General features: G+C 44.3%; 8 protein-coding genes. 1 reads left to right on the forward strand and 7 read right to left on the reverse strand.

The features are described from left to right. Window positions 1-402 precede the first annotated feature (402 nt). Entirely contained in the window at window positions 403-900 is a 498-nt protein-coding gene (locus tag DDR33_RS24365; protein ID WP_109418413.1) for a hypothetical protein, read from the forward strand. Window positions 901-906: 6 nt separating this feature from the next. Here DDR33_RS24365 and DDR33_RS26095 read toward each other — a convergent pair whose 3' ends face one another. The 7 genes from DDR33_RS26095 to DDR33_RS24395 form a co-directional block, all read right to left on the reverse strand. Beyond that, complete coding sequence (locus tag DDR33_RS26095; RefSeq protein WP_158280860.1) at window positions 907-1,044, reverse strand: hypothetical protein; 138 nt, start codon at window positions 1,042-1,044, stop codon at window positions 907-909. A 194-nt stretch (window positions 1,045-1,238) separates the two neighbouring features. Further along, complete coding sequence (locus DDR33_RS24370) at window positions 1,239-2,900, reverse strand: glycoside hydrolase family protein (RefSeq protein WP_109418414.1); 1,662 nt, start codon at window positions 2,898-2,900, stop codon at window positions 1,239-1,241. Further along, entirely contained in the window at window positions 2,893-4,161 is a 1,269-nt protein-coding gene (locus tag DDR33_RS24375) for an MFS transporter (RefSeq protein ID WP_238387937.1), read from the reverse strand. Before DDR33_RS24375 ends, DDR33_RS24370 begins: the two co-directional genes overlap by 8 nt. Next, window positions 4,148-5,206: a glycoside hydrolase family 130 protein gene (locus DDR33_RS24380; RefSeq protein ID WP_109418415.1), complete on the reverse strand. Its 1,059-nt coding sequence runs from the start codon at window positions 5,204-5,206 to the stop codon at window positions 4,148-4,150. The genes DDR33_RS24375 and DDR33_RS24380 overlap by 14 nt, the downstream gene beginning before the upstream one ends. Before the next feature lie 37 nt (window positions 5,207-5,243). Then, complete coding sequence (locus tag DDR33_RS24385; protein ID WP_109418416.1) at window positions 5,244-6,737, reverse strand: RagB/SusD family nutrient uptake outer membrane protein; 1,494 nt, start codon at window positions 6,735-6,737, stop codon at window positions 5,244-5,246. A gap of 22 nt (window positions 6,738-6,759) precedes the next feature. Next, window positions 6,760-9,852, reverse strand: coding sequence for a SusC/RagA family TonB-linked outer membrane protein (locus tag DDR33_RS24390; RefSeq protein WP_109418417.1), 3,093 nt, complete (start codon window positions 9,850-9,852; stop codon window positions 6,760-6,762). Window positions 9,853-9,957: 105 nt separating this feature from the next. Then, window positions 9,958-14,085, reverse strand: a complete 4,128-nt coding sequence (locus tag DDR33_RS24395; protein ID WP_109418418.1) for a hybrid sensor histidine kinase/response regulator transcription factor — start codon at window positions 14,083-14,085, stop codon at window positions 9,958-9,960. Window positions 14,086-14,422: the final 337 nt, after the last annotated feature.

Genomic DNA, 14,422 nt, shown 5'->3' on the forward strand with positions numbered 1-14,422 from the left:
GCTGACGGGATTGGACTGGCCGTGAAGCCTGCCGAATAGTCCTGCACTCAACAGCAGGAGGCATCCAATAAGGTGCTTTGAAAACATATGATGGCTGGATTTTTCTTTCTGGTTAATTAAGGTCCGGCGTTAACCGGGCGACAAGCATTTTATTCTTATATTGTGATAAACTTTTTTTTGATAAAGCTAATTACTAGTGGTTTATATTCCAAATTATTTTTTTCTTTTTTTTAAGAAAAAAGAAAATGGGGTATTGGAAAGGAATAGCGAGGATTGGGTTGAGAAAAGTATTGAATGCAGGGTTGCTGGCATGGCTATTTAACAAAGGATTTACATTTATTATCATGTGCATCTTTTGACTCCCGGTTTATAAATCACAAATTTGCCGTTAAACTTTTCGGTATGCGCCATTCTGTGATTTTTATATTTTCCCTCTTTGTCTCTTTTACAGCTGTTTCTCAATCAAAAGTAGATAACATACTTCAGTTTAATTACATCGCGTCTTCCGGCGGCGGTAACGGAAGTGTTGTCGGGTTAAAATATATTGCCAGCCTGCCTGTGGGGCAGAACTTTACCGCAGGGGCAGGTATCGGTCACGATCTCTGGTTTGACAACCGGGTCAAAACATTTCATTTCAGCAGCATATTGGCTGATGTTCGCTATTATTTTAAAGGGAACGAAATGGGCTCTAATTTTTTCGCTACCCCCGGCTATGCAGTGAAAGTATCCGACGGCTCTTCTTCCGGATTTAATCTCAACACGGGCCTGGGCTCAAAAATTCCGCTAAACGATCAGCAGAAGCTGATGGTAGGATTGGGTTTCGCCTTCCACAATGTGAATGATGAGGCATTTAAAAGAAACTTCCGTGGGGTAACTTTTAATCTTGGAATTGTATTGTAATATGTATTAGTTGTATCCTTTAGCCTCCAGACGCATTCTAAGTTTCGCCATTATTTGTTTGGCCGACTCATGATCAACCATAGATTCCTTATTTATAACAGGTTTCTCAGCAAGTGCGTCCCCCTGGAGTTTGATAGAATTCATTGATTTTTATTCAGGGCTGCTTGGTAAATGCGTCTTCATTGTTGCATTTTTATATGTGCTGGATAACTTAAATAAGAAAACGCCCTGCCAGTTATCAAAAAATAAGCCCCGATGGGCGGGGCTCAAACTAACCAATTATAAACCAATATTATGCTGTGATTTTTCAATCAATTGTCGTGCCATTAATGCATATCTTATTGTTTTTTTGGATATTTTTTGCCCGATGGTATTTCGGTAAGGACAACGGATTGTTTAGGCAGTATTCTTATTCTTCTGGTACCCCTAACATTCTTATATAAGAATTTTTGTGATACTGCGTCGTATATATCTGTTTTGCTTTTTATTATAATATTTATGTGCTTAGCCGTGTTATAGGGGTTATAATACAGAAAAGTTGGAAACGTTTTTTCGCCTAAAAAGTCAGTAGCAACCAGGTCCAGCTGTAGGATTCCTTCTATATTTGTCTTCCTGACAGTCCCTCCAAATATGCCAACATGTCCGCTGCCATAAACACTGAACTGAGAAACTTCAGGGTTTTTGCCTGGGACCCATTTGGGTCCGTCTCCCTGGGCAACAGGAGCCTTTAGATTCTGATAAAGTGTGTCGAAGGTGGAAGCGGCGGCAAATCCTTCGTAGGCAATTACGCCTTTAGTAACTTCGGTTTGCTGGGCTAAGGTTTGATGATTTTCGGGGACAAATTGTGGATAAAACAGACGCGCAGCATTCACCGCATTCAAAGCCCACTTTCCAATGGCGTTGGCGTAGGAAGGCTCGTAGCGTACAAGAGGAAGTAAAGGCCATGCTGCATCAAAGGTATTCATCAGGAAGGCATATCCTCCATGATCAACTGTACTACCTACCGTTCCTGAAATATCAAATCCGTTCCATTTACCAACAAGCACTCCCCAGCCTTTCCGACAGACTGCCGTACCGTCGAATGTCCAGTTAATCATTTTCTGAACATCGAAATGTGTCCCGTGCCGGGCATTTAGAGCAGCCGCGACATAAGCGCCAAACGGCATAAGCAGCTCATAAGTAGGATTAATCTCATTTTTTTCCAGTGCTTTCATTGCGCTGATAGCTCCCTTAAGATAGCGTTCATCTCCGAATTTTCTGTATGCAGCATACAACACCCAGGCATGGCCCGCAGCAGCGTCAGGCTGCACGCAAATGTTGTTCGTCATAGGTTTCATTTTTCCGTAGTCGAAATAGGAATAGTTGTAATTTCCGTTTAAGATGGAGTCTGCCTTATAGAACTTTTCAGCAATGCTTCTGGCAATTTCGGTAAATCCCGGTTCATTAGGGTATCTGTTATAGATCGCATAAAACAGGACGTTGGGAAATACATCGTACCACCAGTCGCGTCCATATCCTCCGCCTAGTAAAGCTACTTCCGGGCAGGTATTATTCATCATGATATCCCAGCCAGTGTCTTTATTGAAATAGTTTTTCAGCATACTTACGTAGTTCAGGTTGTTCTGATTGCTTTTGTCTATTCCGACAAGGGAAGCGCCCAATACAGCTCCCATGTTCGCCAGTGCTTCGTGGAACATTCCTTTGTTATTGGCTGGTCCTTGTCTTACATCTCCAATGGCAGTGTAAAGTCCTAATGTCGGTTGCTTAAAATTCTTTGCGGTGCTGTCTATCCAGACTAAAGGCCAGTACCGGCCTTTGGCATTGAAGTCATAAACTGTTTTGTCGAATTGAAGTGCCATGCTCCGCCAGTCGATAATGCGGAGCGGTTGAGGAAGATCGGCCATCTTATCCACCCGTGGTATTGACTTTTGAACAACCTGTGCTGGCGACAGGCTATAAATGAGAAGAAAGAGGAAGGTTAATACTGCGTTTTTATTCATGATACTCCGGTTGGGGGTTTAAGGATTGTGTTATTTCTTTTCCCTGGCGTATAATACTTTTGGCCACCCAGTAGGAACAGAGCTGAAGCGAGGCAACGATAATAATTGCATACCTCAATGCTATTTCGTTTGAGAAAAAATATGCCATGAGAAGGAAAGTGCCTGCGCCGGCCAGCCTTCCTATGTACAATCCTGTTTCATGGTTCAGAATATAGGCAAATTCGCTTCTTTTCTCCTTTTTCGAAAGAAGGTCGATGACGCTGAACTGTATCGGGAAGTAAGCAAGATCTAAGAGCGGCTTAGCCAGGAGAAGGAATAACATGAAAAGGATGACGCCTGTTGCATTGAATAATATTCCGTTAATTACCGCTGCAACTGCAAACAGCAGGAGGCCTAGGCCAAAAACATAGATGCGGTGGGATGGTAATGTCAGGCGTCCTATGACGTACATCAGGATAGCTGCGAATATCGCACCGATAGATTGCACAGTACCGAGAGCTCCTTCCTGCCCAAGAAGTAACATGATAAGCATTGCGGGTGCGGTAACCAGAAAGCCCTGGACAAGGCCTTTCAACGCTGCGAGAAAGAGAAGTTTGTACCAGTACGGGTCGAAGGTGAAAAAGACAAATTTCTTATTCACAGGATTCTCAAATCGTCCCCTGAAGCACATTGCTGAGGCAATAATGGTGATAATGAAGACAATACCGGTCACCATCTTATACGCCATTTTTGCATCACCCGCTCTGGCAGACAGTTCGATAAACCAACCTATAATTACAGGTATGACGACGGCAATAATAGTATAAAAGAATGTTTCAAGTCCGTAATAATAATTACGGTTATTGTCATTGGTGGTCGACAATGCAAGGAAGTCGCGGTTGGCCCAGTAGAAGCCGAACGACATCCCCATCACGATCCCGGCGACTCCTACACCTGTAATGTCCAGTGTTTTTAATGACATCATGATTGTCATGGAGACACCGCTGAGCATCATCCCAAGTGAATAGAGCAGCTTTACGGGAAAGCGGTTGAGGAGCCATCCATTCAGAAGGAAGGTAAGAGGGATTCCTGTATAAATGGTGAGCTGATAAACGACCACCTTTGACGGATCATTAGAGTTTCGCATTACGTAAGCAGCGACAAAGATATCGATGACCGGTAGTACAATACTATAAATCAGGTTTGTGAGAGTGAGCACCCTGAAATTATAAGACTGGCTTCCGAAATGCTGCAGTTCATTTTTTAGCTTATTGAGCATCATCGTAGATTAATAGTGAAAGGATTTCCTCTATAGAAAATTCAGCCCCGCAAACGAACTCATCCGCAGCTCCGTAGTAAATGGTAAGCTTATCTCCCTCGACGATATGCCCGTTGGTGAAAACGACGTGTCCAAAGAAGCCGCTCAGCTCGTAAGGCTCCGACGGGATCATTATAGGTTCCTCTGTTCGTGCGAGAACTTTTGAGGGGTCGTCTAAATCGAGTAAGAAAGCGCCCAGGCAGTACTGGTGCTTTTCGTTGGCTCCGTGATAAATTTCCAGCCATCCTTTTGAAGTCCGGATAGGTGCGGCGCCGGCGCCTACCCTTGCACTGTCCCATTTTCCTTTCCGGGTTTTAATGATACACTGGTGTTTTCCCCAGTGAATACTGTCGGGCGACTCGGCAATCCATATATAATTACCTCCAAGATCGACACTGCTTGGCCGGTGCAGGGCGTAGAATTTTCCGTTAATTTTCTCTTCAAAAATTGCGCAGTCTTTATTGTGCGGAGGTATGATAATCCCGTGATCGGTAAAGTGTTTCCAGTCGGTTGTAGTTTTAAGCCCGACCGCCACGCCATTTTCCGATACCGATGTAAATGTTAAATAGTATGTTCCATTTAGTAATGCTACTCGACAATCTTCAATCCCGAACGACTGATGCTTTCCCTTGCCCTGCAGAAATTCATAATCTTCGGGCTCAGAGAAATGGATGCCATCTTCGCTGCACAAAAGCCGCAGATGAGAAAGGGTGGTGAGGTAATCGCTGCCTTTGTAGCGTATCACCCTGGGATCTCTTTGGTCGAGATCGGGATCGTCCGAGGGAATTTCAATAATTTCTATCCCATCCTCATTCAATACCGGGAATGAAATTATCCCCGTTTTTTGCGCAGGTCGTTCAGCTACCCTGACAATTATCCAGGTTTTGCCTCCGAAAGAAAAAACACCGGGATTAAGCAGACAAGTAATTTCGAGGCCTTCTCTGCTGGGCTTCAGATCGGAAGGAGAAAGAAGCGGGTTCCCGGTAAATCTTTTAGCTATGTCCTTCATGTATTAAAATTAGAGGTATCCTTAGTTTATGATTCAATTAATAGCCAGGATTCTGTGTGATTAAGCCTCCTGATTTGTCTATTTCACCTTGCGGAATCGGGTACAGGTAATTGTTGTCCTGGAAATTTACGCCCATACTGCTCAGTACTTCCTTTGCAATTCCCCAGCGGCGCAGGTCGTTCATTCTATGCGCTTCAAAACCCAGTTCTACTCTTCGTTCGTGGATGAGCCAGTTCCTGATTTGGGCTTTATCTGTGCTCGCCGGATTCCGGTCGGGAAGCGTTCCCTGAGGGGCATTACTTCCGCTGAATGTTGGAGTAGTACGTGCCCGTTGCCTGACCGTGTTGATGAGCGAAATGGCATCAGAATAGTTTCCAAGCTCATTTGAGGCTTCTGCCTTCCACAGCAGCACGTCTGCCCACCGGATGTAAATGCGGTTAACCGGTGAGTCGTCACTGCCTTTATAGGTCGAAGTCTTTGCTCCAAGTAACTTGTACACGTTCTTGTCGTCGGTATTAACGGTGTATGCGAGGCGGGGATCATTCGCTTCAAACTCGTTCAGGAAGTTTTGCGAGGGCGCTATGAAACCCCATCCGATTAATGCAGTGAGACCGTTTCCTCTCACCGGTGTTTTACCCTGCTGGTGATCATAAGCGAATATGACTTCCTCGTCAGCGAATTCTTTAGTGGCGTCAAAATTATCGAAGTAATTTGTATTGAGGTGGTAGTAATTGAGTGTCTGGAGTTCATTGACTTTCGCGACCACGTCCTGCCATTTCTGGTTGTATAAGGCTGTTTTAGCCTGAAGAGCTATAGCGGCGCCCTTCGATGCCCTCCATTTTTCGGCAGTACTTGAAAATCTGCCCTGTGGTAACAGCGTGTATGCCTGATTCAGGTCTTCGGATATCTGATTCCAGATTTCATCTTTTGAAACACGCTTCGCGACCTCATAGGCTTCACTGAATTTTGCGAGAGGCTTTAACAGGAGCGGTACATCTCCGAAGTTGGTCACCAGATCGAAATAATAGAAGGCCCGGAGGAAGTATACTTCGCCGAGGAGCCTCTCTCTACTGGTTTCATCCATTCCGATTTGAGTCATGAGGTCCTTGTTCATGAGCTGGGGGATAGCGCGGTTAGTTCGTGAAACACCCTCGTAATCATAACTCCAGATCCCGTTAAATGCACCGTTGCTGGCAGTAAATGTCCAGTCGCTAAGCTGATCCATCCAGGCCTGGTCACCATCGGGATTCCACTTTTTTAACATATCGCCAGAGGCTATATCCTCTATAATAAAATCGTTCCTGATGACAAGGCCGTTTGACCAGTCCCAGTTTCCAAACAGGTTAAGAGTACTGGAAAGAGGGATATAAGAAGCGTCAACCAGGGATGTGACTGTATTGATCGTGGGTTTTTCGGTAATGACATTTTCATTTACCAAACCGAGAGGCGCCTCGTTAAGATACTTGTCGCAACCCGACACAAGCATTAAGAATGCAGCCGGTGCGATGTAAAACAAAGCAAATTTCTTCATAATCTATTAGCTTAAGAGGTTTTTAAAAAGTTACATTTACGCCAAACAGGAATGCGCGTGACTGAGGATAAGTTCCCATATCTATCACATCGGTGGATTCCGGATCAAGTCCGTGGTAATCGGTAATAGTAAAGAGGTTTTGACCGGAAACATACAGCCGCAAATTTTGGATTCCAAGCTTCGTTGCCTTCCCGGTCCCGAAGCTGTAGCCTGCTTCCAGGTTTTTCAGCCTCGTGTAGGATGCGTCTTCGACAAAAACACTTGAAACCTTGCTGCCTCCATTGTCCCGGAAAGTCACCCGGGGAACACTGTTGGTCGAACCTTCGCCATTCCAGCTGCTTAGTACTGCAGTGGTATGATTGAACGGACGGGTGTCATAATCGAGGATTTTTTTCGAATCGTTGTATCGGTCGACTCCGCCGACTCCCTGTACCAGCAATGAGAGGTCAAATCCTTTGTAGGTAGCGGAGAAGTTAAATCCATATGTTAGTTTGGGGATAGAATTTCCAATGAAGGTGCGGTCGTTCTCATTGATCATTCCGTCTCCATTCAGGTCTTTAAACCGGATATCTCCTGGTGAAGTACTGACGTCGGTATTGGAGGTTCCAAACAGATGCGCGTTAATTTCTGCTCTGTTCTGATAAATCCCATCCATCACGTAGCCGTAGTAAGCATTGAGAGGATGACCGGGCATTGTCCTTGTTACATCCCCGTAGATGTAAGGATAGTTGGGGTGCAACTTTTTCACCTCGTTGGTAAGAGTTGCTACATTGGCATTTACCGACCAGCCGGGAAGGTTTTTACTTCGGGCTATGTGCCTGTACCCAATACCAAGCTCAAACCCTTTGTTTTGGATCTCGCCCGCATTTATAACAGTGGGATCTACATTTCCAACAACCTTGGGCAGGCTTACCGGCAACAGGATACCGGTAGTGTTTTTAATGAAATAGTCGGCACTTATTGATACAGACTGACTGAACAATCCCAGATCAATCCCGGCATTATGCTGAGTCGTACTCTCCCATTTCAAGTCGTCGTTTCCATAGCGTGAGATCACGAAATTATCTCCCACTTTCTTGTACAAGGTTACATAATCGTAGTTCCCCAGCGTTTGCTGGTTGCCAAGTGCACCGGTACTGAGCCGGAGCTTCAGGTTGGAGATCCACCTCACGTTTTGCATAAAGTTTTCCCTGGAGATCACCCAGCCGGCAGAGACAGAAGGAAAATATCCCCAGTGGTTATTTTTCCCAAAGCGTGAAGAGGCGTCAGCCCTGAAATTGGCAGTTAAGAGATATTTCTCGTCATAGGAGTAGGAAGCTGTACTGAACAGTGAGAAAAGGGACCATCTGGTTCCCGATCCCCCATTCCATATATCGAGAGCAGAACCCCCGAGATTCATATATCTCAATGACTCGTCATCGTACTCGAAGCGGGTCCTTGAAGCATTTATTGAAGAAGCTGTATTCCGGATGAATTCGCTGCCAACCAGTGCATTTAAACGATGCTTTTTGCTCAACGTTTTATCATAGGTCAATGTGTTATTCCAGGTGATTGTGAAATCGTCTCCGCGGTCTTCTGCAAGCGAGTTAGGTCTGTTTTTTCGTCCAAGCCCCTTATCTGCATCGTTTGAAGCAGTTCCGTCGTCGTCTCCGAAATTCTGGTAAAAAGCCTTTGTGTGATTGAAATTAAGGTCAATCCCAACGTTACTTCTGAACTTAAGCGACTGGTCACTGAGGATACCAAGCTCGACAAAGGCGTTGCCAAAGGTTTTGAACTTGCTGGCATTGTCGTCTGTGAAGTAGGCAAGGGCGACCGGGTTGGACGTTTTTTCGTATTTGCTGTCCTCAAAAGTCCGGTTAGGCTTATAGAAGGGCAGATCTGTAAATGGATCTTTTTCAGAGTATGTAGGATCAGAAGGATCTTTGTAAACGCTTAGTACAGGTGGGCGCAGCAGGGCGTGCCTGATAATACCGGGAGCATCCCCCCTGGATGAAAGCCTGTCCCTGCTTTCGTTCGAAAGCTGTAGGTTGGATCCCACACGCAGTCTTTTATTGAGGTTGCTGTTAATGTTAACTCTGAAGTTAAGACGCTGATACTTGTCGTTATCATATATCACGATGCCGTTTTGCCTGTAGTATCCTGTGGAAAGGAGGTATTGTGTTTTTTCAGAGCCGCCACTGGCGCTAACCTGCAGATTTTGTGAATGTCCCGTCTCAAACAATTCGTCCAGCCAGTTGGTGTTGGCAAGGTCAGTACGGCTTTTGTCTGCAGTGTATGGGTTTGTACCCGTGTATCCGGAATTATTCCAGGCTTCTTCCAATTTGCTCAGGTATTGCTGTGTATTCAGCATTTTGGGGAGATTGGTCGCACTTTGAATTCCATTGAAATAATTCAGGTCGATAGAAGTCCGGCCTGCTTTCCCCTTTTTTGTTGTGATGAGTACGACGCCGGATGCCGCTCTTGATCCGTATACGGCAGCTGCGGAAGCGTCCTTGAGCACATTCATCGACTCAATTTCCTGGGGATTGACAAATGAAAGATCGGTAGCGGGAATACCGTCAATAATATATAAAGGGTTGTTATTCCCAATGGTTCCCATACCCCGGATCCTTATTTCAATCGGATCGCCCGGAGCACCTGTGCTTTGTGTAACCTGTACACCGGCAACCTGTCCCTGCAGCACCTGTGAAACATCGGGGACCCTCCTCTTGACAGCATCGGACATCGACACACTCCCTACTGCTCCGGTAATAGAACCTCTCACCTGAGAGGTGTAACCGACTACGACCACTTCATCGAGATTGGAGGCGCTGGGCTTAAGGCTGGCATTGATGACCGGGTTACCGGAATAAGCGATGGTCTGCTTAATGTAACCGATATAGTTAAATTCAATAGATTGCGGCGCGCCTTCTTTTAATGTAATGGAGTAATTTCCGTTTACATCTGTCGGTACACGGTTTTGAGTTGAGGGCTGAATAACTATTGCACCCGGAAGTGGCAGGTTATTTTCATCTGTTACTTTGCCTGTGATTTTCGTCTGTGCGGTTGCTGCCGCGGCACTTAAAATCAGACACAGGGGTATAAAACTGATAAAGGAGTATACTTTACGTTTCATATAAGTTTGTTTGGTCGTAGCAAAAGTATGGTCAGCAGAGTGCTTTAGTGGTTCACTATAATTTCATTTTAGTACACTGAATATGTTTTATGGGTGGAGAATCTGCTATTGTGAGACTTTATCCTCCGCAGAGCTTTCGTATTGACGTGCCCTGTAGTCGTTGGGTGCACAATGATAAATTTTTTTGAATTCTCTGAAGAAGTAGGACTTACTGTTAAAGCCCGTTCTATAAATAATTTCGGAAACAGTAAACTGAGAATTAAGGAGCATGTCGGAAGCATATTTCAACCTCACCCTTTTAATGAATTCAGCAGGAGTCATTCCGGCTACCGATTTAAGCTTCCTGTATAACTGCATTTTACTTATCGCAAGCTCATCTTCTATCACTGATGCGTTCAAATCAGGCTCGTCCAGCTTGCCTTCAATCACCTTTAGAATAGATTCCAGAAAGCTGCGGTCGCTTTCGTTAATTCCGGCATCGGTGAACTGGCTGGCTATATTCTGATCCTTAATGAGATTTTGCATTTTTGTATGGTAGTCTAGCAGTTTGCGAATCCTTAATTTCAGATAATCGAGGTTAAATGGTTTAAGAATATAGGCGTCGGCACCTACTTCATAACCTTCCTGCTTGTTCTCTTCGGTTCCTCTTGCTGAAAGAATTATAAAGGGAATCTGGGCTGTGGCTGGTGTGTTTTTTACTTCGTTACAAAGTGTAAGGCCGTCCATATCAGGCATCATGATATCGCTGATAATTAAATCAGGCAAGAATTTCTTTAGAAAGGAGATTGCTTCGCGGCCATTTGCTGCTTCATAAACCACATATTGTTCTTTCAGAACTTCGCGGAGGAGGAAGCGGAGTTCTGATTCATCCTCAACCAGTAGAACGCTGCATTTTGAGCCTTGCTGAAGTTTGTCAATTAAACTCGCCTTATTTTCTTCGCTGATGTCACTATAGGCCGGCTGTACGTTATGTTTTAACAGAGTCTCGTATAGAAAGGAAGGAGCTGAAGTGACAACCTCATCGTTTTCGTTTGTGCCTGATTTATTACCGGTGGGCAGAGTGAGGGTGAATTTAATCTTTTCTTTTTCTTCGAGCTCTGCTCTGAGATCAGCATTTATAAGAGTGGCGAGTTCTTTAGCAAAGGCAAGTCCGATGCCTGTGCCTGGTCTGCCCTGGCCGGTTCCATCTTTTGTGTAGAACCTGTTGAACAAACGTCCAATGTCGTCAGCCTGTAATTTACAGCCGGTGTTTGTGACGGTTATTTTCAATACTGCTTTGCCCGGTTCATATCCGGCATGAAATGTGATCTTGTCTCCTTCTGATGAGTACTTAAAAGCGTTAGATAAAAGATTAAATAGTATTTTTTCTAATTTGTCTTTATCTATATAGCCTGCTATTCCGTCATCTATTTCGACAAGGTATTCCTGCCTGTTTTTTTCACCTTCAGGCTTGAACAGGGCAGTTAAGCTCGTCAACATTTTGCTGATGTCCACATAGTGGGTAGTTTGTTTAAGAAACCCTGCTTCTGCTTTTCTGAATTCCAGGAGCTGCTGGACAAGATAAGCGAGCCTTGTGGAATGCTGGTGAATCAGCGTCAGGAAATAACTTTTTTCGAGGTCCCTGCTTTTTCTTAAATTGAGAAAGTGTTCGATGGAGCCCATGATCAGGGTGAGAGGGGTTTGGATTTCGTGGGCAATATTTGTAAAGAAGTTTAGCCTCTGCTGATGGGCTTTTTCGTCTCTTTGCCGTAATTGATATTCCATTTCAAGCTGGTACTTCATCTCGATCTTGTTTTTCCTGTATAGGTGGAAAATATATGCGCCGGTTAAGAGCACCACTAAATAGAGGATCATTGCGGGGTATGAAAGCCAGAAATACTGTTTTACATGTAAATGGAAAACCGGTACTGGTGTTGTCCAGGTGCCATTCTTGCCGGTCCACCTTATCCGCAGGGTATAATCTCCAGGTAGAATATTGTTATACGCTATATAGCCTCCCGATCCTGAATAGTTCCAGGTCTTATCGAGGCCCTCGAGTTTATATGTAAAGTGATTTTTAACCGGATTAATAAAACTGATTGATTTCAGGGTCAGCCTGAAAAAATTCATCTCCCGCGACACGCTGTATTTGCTAACTGTGGAGGAAACGGGTTTTAAAACCTGTAAAAGGTTCTCATTAATTGTCTTACCTCCTACCTGTAATTGTGTCACCAGGAGATTGCCGGAGCTTTCGCTTTCTTTAATATCGCGGGGAACAAAATAGTTGAAGCCATAAATGCCTCCAAAGAGAAGGTGCCCCTTATCTGATTTTAGGACCGCGCCGTCGCTGAATTCATTACTTTGAAGGCCATCCGGTTCGTTAAAGGTCGTAATGATTCCGGAGGCCGGTTTCAACTTCGCGAGCCCCTTGTTGGTGCTTATCCAGATATCTCCGTCTTCCGCCTGTGCAATAGCATGAATTGTATTATTAGGCAATCCGTCCGCCATTGTGAAATTTTTGAACTTAGGAATATGCTTTTTTGCTTCAGTGGTACTGAGAAAGTTTAGCCCGAAACTGGTGCCTATCCAAAGTCCTTTTTGCCTGTCGCTGCAAAGGGATAGAACGTCGTTATTCGACAGGTTATTTTCCTGTCCCGAAGAGCGGAATGTTTTAAACTTTCCTGTCTCTTTATTAAATACCGATAAGCCGCCGTAGCGGCATGCAATCCATAAGTGGTTCTTGTCTGTAACCGCGAGTGCATAGATTATGTCGTTGGCCAGGCCCTCTGTCTTTTCTGAAAGGTACTGGCGGAACTTCTTTATATACAGAAAGCCACTGTTTGTTGTTCCAATTTTAACATGGATTAACCCGCTTCCACTGGTGCCAAGCCAAAGAGAACTGTCTCTGTCCTGCAGAATGGCATAAACAGAGCTGAAGGCAGGAAGTCGGGAAGACCCTTGTATGTTATCCCAGTTGATAATTTTATTGCTCTGCAAATTGTAGACACTGATGCCTCTCCCGTCTGTACCTATGAAGATATAAGGATAGAACCCTTTTTTGATGGCAAAAACTGAGTTGTTATTTAACCCATTTCCGCTATTCAGGAAATCATGCTTTTCCGGAGGGGTGTTTTTCTGCCAGAAGTTGTCGAATCTGACTATTCCTTTGCCTTTTGTTCCTACCCACAGGCTGTTGTCAACTTCGGCAAAAGACCTGACAGGTTTATTAAAATCATACCCCTGAGCCCGGGAAACAAGGCCAAAGTGATTTTTTTTGGGATAGATCCTGATCATGCCATTGCCGTCAGTTCCAATCCATAGGATGTGTTCTTTCGATACAAAGAGGGTGGTTATCCGCTGTCCTGATAGCTTAGGCAGTTCGGCGTTAAGAAATGAGGATTTTCTAAAATTCTGGTCGAAAACCAGAAGCTCCTGATTTTCTGATACCGCAATGTAGTGAGTGTTGTACGAGATGAGTGCTTTAATACCTTTAGAAGGAACTGTCGCTTTGCGCCAGCTGAAACCGGCCCTGAAAAAGAACAGTTCTTTTCCGGAACTCGCCGCTATGCTGCCATTTACATTATAGATATTATCGAATTCCCGGGGATGCTTAAAAACATGAACAAGGCGAAGCTGCCGGGAGGTTGATTTGCAGACTATGATTTCACCGTTGTCTTTAAGAAGCCAGATAAAGCCACTCCTGTCTGATATCATCTTAGTGATTCTGGCCGGGCCTCCGGAGAGTTTAATTTTGATAAAATTGTTTGTTGCGGGTGTGAATTTTAAGAGGCCGGCAGCCTTACTGTAGCAATATACCTGTCCCTGGTTATCAGATTCAATCAAAAATTCTTTTTCAGATATTCTGCGCCTGTGAACGTTGTTGTAGAAGTACTGATAAATCTTCCCTGATCTTTTATCAATGCGGGAAACACCTCCGATTGTATTTATCCAGATATTGTTATTAGCGCCCTCCTTTACGTCAAGGATTACGTTGTTTCCGATGCCGTCAGATGATTTGATATTGGAGTAATTGAAAACTTTAAAATCTGTTCCGTCGAACATGTTGAGCCCGTCCCAGGTGCCAATCCAAAGCAGCCCTTCGCTGTCCTGAGATATTGTATTTACAGAGCTGTTGGATAAGCCGTTGCTATTATCAAGTTGCTGATAAAGGTAGCTTTCGGTACTATGCTTAGCGAAAGTCAGAATGACCGGAAACAAAATCAGAGAGCAGATTTGTATGAGTCTTAGTTTCATGGGTGAAAGTTTCTGCAATAGGCCTTAATTCAAGATACGGATAGTTTTGCTTATAAAATGAGAAACGCAAAATTAATCTTCAATTGAGAAAAAAACGGGCAAAAAAATAAGCTCCCGATGGGCGAGAGCTCAAACTAACCAATTATAAACCTAAATTAAACGAAAGGGCTGTAGGAGAAGGAGTCGAACCTTCAAGGAGTGGTTAATCCGTTTCCGGGTTTCCCAAAATCTCCGCCACCGAGACAAGGAGGTGTGTCTGCCTGTTTCACCATCCTACAGTATTGTGTTGTTGTTTTAAAGAACTATGATACAAATATAACAGCCTGTTTTTTATTTT

Origin of the sequence: Pararcticibacter amylolyticus, assembly GCF_003130405.1 — a bacterium.
GTDB classification, from domain to species: Bacteria; Bacteroidota; Bacteroidia; order Sphingobacteriales; family Sphingobacteriaceae; genus Arcticibacter; species Arcticibacter amylolyticus.

Bases quoted from the DNA above. Each gene is read 5' to 3' on its own strand.
- DDR33_RS24395 (WP_109418418.1), bottom strand. From the start codon at position 14,085: ATGAAACTAAGACTCATACAAATCTGCTCTCTGATTTTGTTTCCGGTC.
- DDR33_RS24385 (WP_109418416.1), bottom strand. From the start codon at position 6,737: ATGAAGAAATTTGCTTTGTTTTACATCGCACCGGCTGCATTCTTAATG.
- DDR33_RS24380 (WP_109418415.1), bottom strand. From the start codon at position 5,206: ATGAAGGACATAGCTAAAAGATTTACCGGGAACCCGCTTCTTTCTCCT.
- DDR33_RS24370 (WP_109418414.1), bottom strand. From the start codon at position 2,900: ATGAATAAAAACGCAGTATTAACCTTCCTCTTTCTTCTCATTTATAGC.
- DDR33_RS24390 (WP_109418417.1), bottom strand. From the start codon at position 9,852: ATGAAACGTAAAGTATACTCCTTTATCAGTTTTATACCCCTGTGTCTG.
- DDR33_RS26095 (WP_158280860.1), bottom strand. From the start codon at position 1,044: ATGAATTCTATCAAACTCCAGGGGGACGCACTTGCTGAGAAACCTGTT.
- DDR33_RS24375 (WP_238387937.1), bottom strand. From the start codon at position 4,161: ATGATGCTCAATAAGCTAAAAAATGAACTGCAGCATTTCGGAAGCCAG.
- DDR33_RS24365 (WP_109418413.1), top strand. From the start codon at position 403: ATGCGCCATTCTGTGATTTTTATATTTTCCCTCTTTGTCTCTTTTACA.